We start from the raw sequence: 5,780 nt of genomic DNA on the forward strand, positions 1-5,780 counted from the left end.
CTGGGATGTGCAAGAATTACATCTAAATCTTGTTTCATTGAGTGGGCATGTCGATGAAGAAGACGACTATTTTGAATTACACTGGTAAATAAGGGAGAAATAAAATGGCTGCGAAGCGCATGAATTCAAAGAAACGCTATGAGCTGCTCACCCGCAATATGGGATGGGAAACCACTTACCAGTCGATGGACGAGGTTTTCCCATATGACAAGTTCGAAGGCATAAAAATCAAGGACTGGGATAAATGGGAAGATCCGTTTCGTCTAACGGTCGATGCCTATTGGAAGTTTCAAGCCGAGAAAGACAAGAAGCTCTACGCGATTATTGACAGTTTCGCCCAGAATAATGGACAGATGAACATTTCAGATGCGCGCTATGTCAACGCATTGAAGCTATTCATCCAGGGGGTGACACCGCTTGAGTATTATGCGCACCGCCATTATGCGCATCTGGGGCGCCACTTCCGAGGGGAAGGGACTCGAGTCGCCTGTCAGATGCAGTCGATTGATGAACTGCGCCACGCACAAACGCAGATTCATACGCTGAGTCATTACAACAAGTATTTCGACGGGCTGCACGATCCTTTTCATATGTTCGACAGGGTCTGGTATCTGTCCGTACCAAAATCTTATTTTGAAGATGCAATGACCGCCGGCCCCTTTGAGTTCATCACCTCTGTGTCTTTCTCGTTCGAGTATATTCTGACAAATCTCCTATTCGTGCCATTCATGTCTGGCGCTGCCTATAACGGTGATCAGGCTACAGTGACATTTGGTTTTTCTGCCCAGTCAGATGAATCACGGCACATGACATTAGGATTGGAGGTGATCAAGTTCATGGTCGAGCAGCACGAGGACAATTTGCCGATCGTGCAGGGCTGGATCGACAAGCACTTCTGGCGTGCATACCGCGTTCTGGCGCTTGTTTCGGCGATGCAGGACTACATGCTGCCGAACAGCCCAATGTCTTGGAAAGAAGCTTGGGACGTTTACTTCGTGGAAAATATTGGGGCGCTGTTTGACGATCTTTCTCGTTACGGATTGCGGATGCCAAAATATCATGAGGTCGCAACCGCGGAATCAGAGCATCTGAGTCACCAAGTCTGGCTAACGCTTTACAATTATTCACATGCAGCGGGCATGCAGACTTGGGTGCCGGACGACAAGAAATTGGATTGGCTTTCGGAGAAGTATCCAAATACATTCGACAAACATTACCGGCCACGTTTCGAGATGTTCCGGCAGATGGAAGCCGATGGCCAGCGCCATTTCTCACCAGGTCTGCCGCAACTGTGTCAGGTGTGTCAGGTGCCGATGGCTTTCACGGAGGTTGTCGCCGGTGATGCTATGAAGATCAGCCGACGGGTTTCAACCTACAAAGAGGACCGATTCTATACGTGCTCTGACGGGTGCAGAGATGTGTTCGAAGGCAATCCAGCGAAGTATGCGCAGGCTTGGTTGCCGGTGCATCAGATATTCCAAGGAAATTGTGGTGGGGCCGAGTTGGCCGACGTCGCTAAATGGTGCCATCTTCAACCCGGTGATGGTGGGGAGCATGTAGGCTCGCCAGATCAGGACCGCTGGAAGAAATGGCGAGGTGAGGACACCGTCAAGCCAACTGTCATGGCGGCAGAATAGTCCCCGAAATACAACGGAATTGGAGAATATTATGTCGCAAGCAACCCAAATATTGACGGACCTGCAACCCAAGGATGCTGTAGAAAACTTTCATGGCAATATTATAGTCTACTTAGATTGGGATTATCATCGCTTCCTCTGCTCGGCGCTGGCCTTTCCATTGCCGCCTGCAATGCCTTTCGAAGCGCTGCTAAAGGAGGTGATTCCAAACATGTACTCTGCCCATCCAGATTTCTCCAAAATTGATTGGGCCAACGTGAAATGGACACTCGATGGTGTCGAAGATTTTGTACCCGATCCTGCCAAGAACCTCAAAGACAATGGCTTCGGACACAAATCGCTTTTGCAATTTGCCACTCCGGGGCTGGATGGCGTTGGCGGGACTTTCAACTGAACGCTTTCCCGGGTGTGTGCGGATTAGCCGCCCCCGGATAAATAGCTATACTTCTAGGGAGGAAGACATGGCAGGTGATAATCCTGAACTTGGTCGCTGCATTGATGTAAATGGGTTCCAGACAAATTATCATGATGTGGGTAAAGGGCCCCCTGTCTTTCTGATCCACGGCTCTGGGCCGGGGGTTAGCGCGTGGGCAAATTGGCGACTGAATATTCCTGAACTCGCCAAACATAATCGTGTTATTGCGCCCGACATGCTGGGGTTCGGTTACTCCGCCAGGCCTGAAGACGTTATCTATTCCATGAAGGTCTGGGTCGATCATTGCTTGGGTGTCATGGATACGTTGGGGATTGAGAACGCTTCAATCGTAGGCAATTCGTTTGGCGGTGCGCTGGCTTTGGCAATGGCCATCAAGGCACCGGAGCGCGTGGACAAGCTCGTCCTGATGGGGGCTGTCGGTGTCAACTTTGAACTGACCGAAGGTCTCGATCGGGCTTGGGGCTATAAACCCTCAATTGAAGCCATGCGAGGGCTTCTGAATATTTTTGCCTACAATAGTGAACTCGTTAGCGATGATCTCGCAAGGCTTCGTTATGAAGCCAGTATTCAGCCTGGTTTTCAGGAGTCGTTTTCATCCATGTTCCCGGCACCCCGTCAAAAAGGAATTCGTGATTTGGCCAGCGCCGAAGCGGATATCCGTGCCATTCCTCATAAGACATTGATCATCCATGGTTTTGAGGACGCGGTAATTCCCGTGGAAAATTCATTCCGCTTTCTGGAATTGATAGGAAATTCGCAACTGCACGTGTTCCGCAAATGTGGGCATTGGACGCAGATCGAGCATAGAGATACTTTCAATGCTTTGGTCTCTGGCTTCCTGAGCCACTAGTTTCGTTCGAGAATTGAGGAGTGCAGCTTGCGGATCGGGTTTGCAGGTGCCGGAGGAGTTGGCGCGTACTTCGGTGGGCTACTCAATCGCGGTGGGCTTGATATTACCCTTCTAGCGCGAGGGCAGCATGCCGATCTTATGAAGACGCAGGGTTTGCAGATTACTGAGAATGGCAAGTCATTCCGTGTCAGACCGAACATTCTAGATACAGCTCGTGCCAGCGATTTACAGTATTTGGGCAAGCTGGACTGGCTTATTTTCTCGTGCAAAGCTCATCAGACGGTGGTGCTAGCCCAAGACATACGTCCGTACCTTGGAGCGCAAACGCAAATCGCCTCACTGCAAAATGGAGTTGATAATCCAGCCCTGCTTGAAAAGTTGTTGCAACGACCAATTGTGGGCGGTCTGTCGATCCGTTTTGCTGCGCATGTCATTGCGCCGGGAAGTGTCGCGGCGATTGGCAATGGCTATCTTTTACTAGGGGAGGCACCAACAGGGCTGAGTGAACGGGTCCAGTCTTTGGTGAAAGCTGGTCAAGGCGCGGGTGTAGATATGCGCGCGACGGACGACATCCGAAAGGAGCTCTGGCGCAAATTGATCATAAACAATGGCGTCAATCCGATCACTGCGTTGTTGCGGCGTGATACGGGCTTTGTCTTGAGTGACAAGAATACTGTTCCTATCGTAGCTGCTATGATGGCTGAAGCGGCTGTGGCGGCGTCCGGTGATGGCGTAATGCTCACAAGCCAGGATATCGAGGAGTTGCGTGCTATCGTGGCCGGCCTCGATCCATTCAAACCCTCTATGTTAGTCGATGTTGAACGAGGTCGGCTGCCGGAATTGGACGCGATCTGTGGTCCTGTCCAAGAGCGTGCACGGCGCATGGGCAAACCTGCCCGAACAACGGAAACTATCGCGCACCTTATCCGAGTGCGCCATCCCGAGCTATTCTAGAAATTATCACAATGCGATAATTTGACCTCGAATGGATTTGAACATTGGCACAGTGCTCCTAGATGGCAGACTTACTACCCAGTCGTCCAGACTGAGACGGAGGTTGATTGAGCATGGTCGAAGATTCAGCAGAACCTGTGACGGTCGTCGTCTCTCGGCGCGTCGCACCAGGGGAAGAAAGCAGATTTGAAACGCTAAGCTCAAAGCTTACCCTTGAGGCCGCAAATTTCGAAGGCCATTTAGGTGCGACGATGCTGCGTCCTGAGGGCAAGTACGATCCTGAATACAGAATCATATTCAAGTTCGACACGCAGGGACACTTGAGTAATTGGCTCAAATCGGAAGTTCGAAAAAAATGGCTCGCGGAGATCGAGCCATTGCTCAAGGCACCAAGTCATATCACGACGATGTCAGGGCTCGTCGCCTGGTTCTCCGTCCCCGGCCAAAATCCCGTCCAGCCTCCACCGAAATACAAAATGGCGATTGTCGGTTGGGTGGCCCTCTTTCCGATTGTCACGCTTGTGTTTTGGGCCTTTGGGCCGCAATTGTCGTGGCTGCCACTTGTGCCGCGTGTGCTTCTCGTCACTGCTGTAGTTATGGCCTTGATGACCTATGTCGCCATGCCCCGCGTGACTAAGTTTTTTTCGTTTTGGTTGTATCCCCATAAAGATCGTTCGACAAAGAGGTGAGGTATCATCATGTAGGCTAGCGCGGTTCTGCAAGGTCAAAATCGCTGACGAGGTCTGGTGAAAGTGGTCCGGAAAGTATGTTAGTTTTCTGGCGGATTTCCTGAAGGAGGAAGCCCGTGAAGAAGAAGCGCTATTCAACCGAGCAGATCGTAGCCGCGTTGAAGCAGGTCGATATGGGGATGCCGGTTGCGGACCTGATCCGGCAACTCGGCATCTCAGAGATGACGTATTACCGCTGGAAGAAGAAGTATGCCGGACTGGAGTCCGATCAGGTCCGGGAGTTGAAGCAGGTTCTGGATGAGAACACGCGTTTGAAGAAGCTGGTCGCGGAGCTTAGCCTGGACAAGGCCGTCCTTCAGGATGTGCTTTCAAAAAAGTTTCCCGGCCATCGCTCATGAAACAGGTTGTTGATTACGTGACGGCGACGCACGGCTACAGCCAGCGAAAGGCCTGCAGTCTAGCGCGCCAACATCGCTCAACGCAACGGAAGCCACTCCGGACGGATCCGCTGACCGAACTGCGCCAGCGCATGCACGAGATTGTGGCGACCCGGATCCGGTTCGGCTATCGGCGTGTCCATATCATGCTGAAGCGCGAGGGCTGGCAGGTCGGCAAACACATCGTCTATCGGCTCTACCGTGAGGAAGGCCTGTGTTTGCGGGCAAAACGGCCCCGCAGGCGGAAGATGGCGGTTCATCGGCAAGCGCGCTGTCAGCCCTCAGGACTGAACCAGGCATGGAGCCTGGAATGAGGCAGATCAGAAATCGATCAAGGATCGATTTCCTGCCGAATGTCCATGACCAGCTGTCCTGCGGCGCAAAGATCCGCTTGCTGACAGTGATTGATGTCTACTCCCGCGAGTGCCTCGCGATAGAAGTCGGGTCACGCCTGAGGGGCGAGGACGTGGCCAGGGTCCTCAATCGACTTGTCTATTTACGCGGCGCTCCGCAGGCGCTGTTTGCCGACAATGGCGCCGAGTTTACCGGCCAGATCGTGGACCTCTGGGCATATCATCACAAAGTCAAAATGGGATTCTCGCGTCCCGGCACCCCGACGGACAATGCGCATATCGAGTCGTTCAACGGATCGCTCCGGGACGAGTGTCTGAACATCAACTGGTTCGCCTCCCTGGCCGAAGCAAAGCGGCTGATCGAGGCGTGGAGGCGCGACTACAATGAGAGCCGGCCTCACATGGCTCACAATGGGCAATCTCC

The 5,780-nt window shown here is 52.4% G+C and carries 6 protein-coding genes and 1 pseudogene; all 7 read left to right on the forward strand.

The annotated features are described in order from the left end of the window. The first annotated feature begins 7 nt into the window (after positions 1-7). The gene (locus VR74_RS21630; RefSeq protein ID WP_366462885.1) at positions 8-88 is read left to right on the forward strand and encodes a hypothetical protein; all 81 of its coding nucleotides are present in this window, start codon (positions 8-10) and stop codon (positions 86-88) included. A 16-nt stretch (positions 89-104) separates the two neighbouring features. After that, entirely contained in the window at positions 105-1,637 is a 1,533-nt protein-coding gene (locus tag VR74_RS18895) for an aromatic/alkene/methane monooxygenase hydroxylase/oxygenase subunit alpha (RefSeq protein WP_045699462.1), read from the forward strand. Positions 1,638-1,668: 31 nt separating this feature from the next. Next, positions 1,669-2,031, forward strand: coding sequence for a phenol hydroxylase subunit P4 (locus VR74_RS18900; protein ID WP_045699464.1), 363 nt, complete (start codon positions 1,669-1,671; stop codon positions 2,029-2,031). A gap of 67 nt (positions 2,032-2,098) precedes the next feature. Further along, entirely contained in the window at positions 2,099-2,923 is an 825-nt protein-coding gene (locus VR74_RS18905) for an alpha/beta hydrolase (protein ID WP_045699466.1), read from the forward strand. Between the two features lie 27 nt (positions 2,924-2,950). Beyond that, a complete protein-coding gene (locus VR74_RS18910; RefSeq protein WP_299951332.1) occupies positions 2,951-3,877 on the forward strand; it encodes a 2-dehydropantoate 2-reductase in 927 nt (308 codons plus the stop codon). A 113-nt stretch (positions 3,878-3,990) separates the two neighbouring features. Then, the gene (locus tag VR74_RS18915) at positions 3,991-4,566 is read left to right on the forward strand and encodes an antibiotic biosynthesis monooxygenase (RefSeq protein ID WP_045699468.1); all 576 of its coding nucleotides are present in this window, start codon (positions 3,991-3,993) and stop codon (positions 4,564-4,566) included. 116 nt (positions 4,567-4,682) lie between these two features. Beyond that, positions 4,683-5,780: pseudogene (locus tag VR74_RS18925) on the forward strand (IS3 family transposase); the annotation flags it as partial.

It is taken from the genome of Hyphomonas sp. BRH_c22 (assembly GCF_000961795.1).
Taxonomy (GTDB): domain Bacteria; phylum Pseudomonadota; class Alphaproteobacteria; order Caulobacterales; family Hyphomonadaceae; genus Hyphomonas.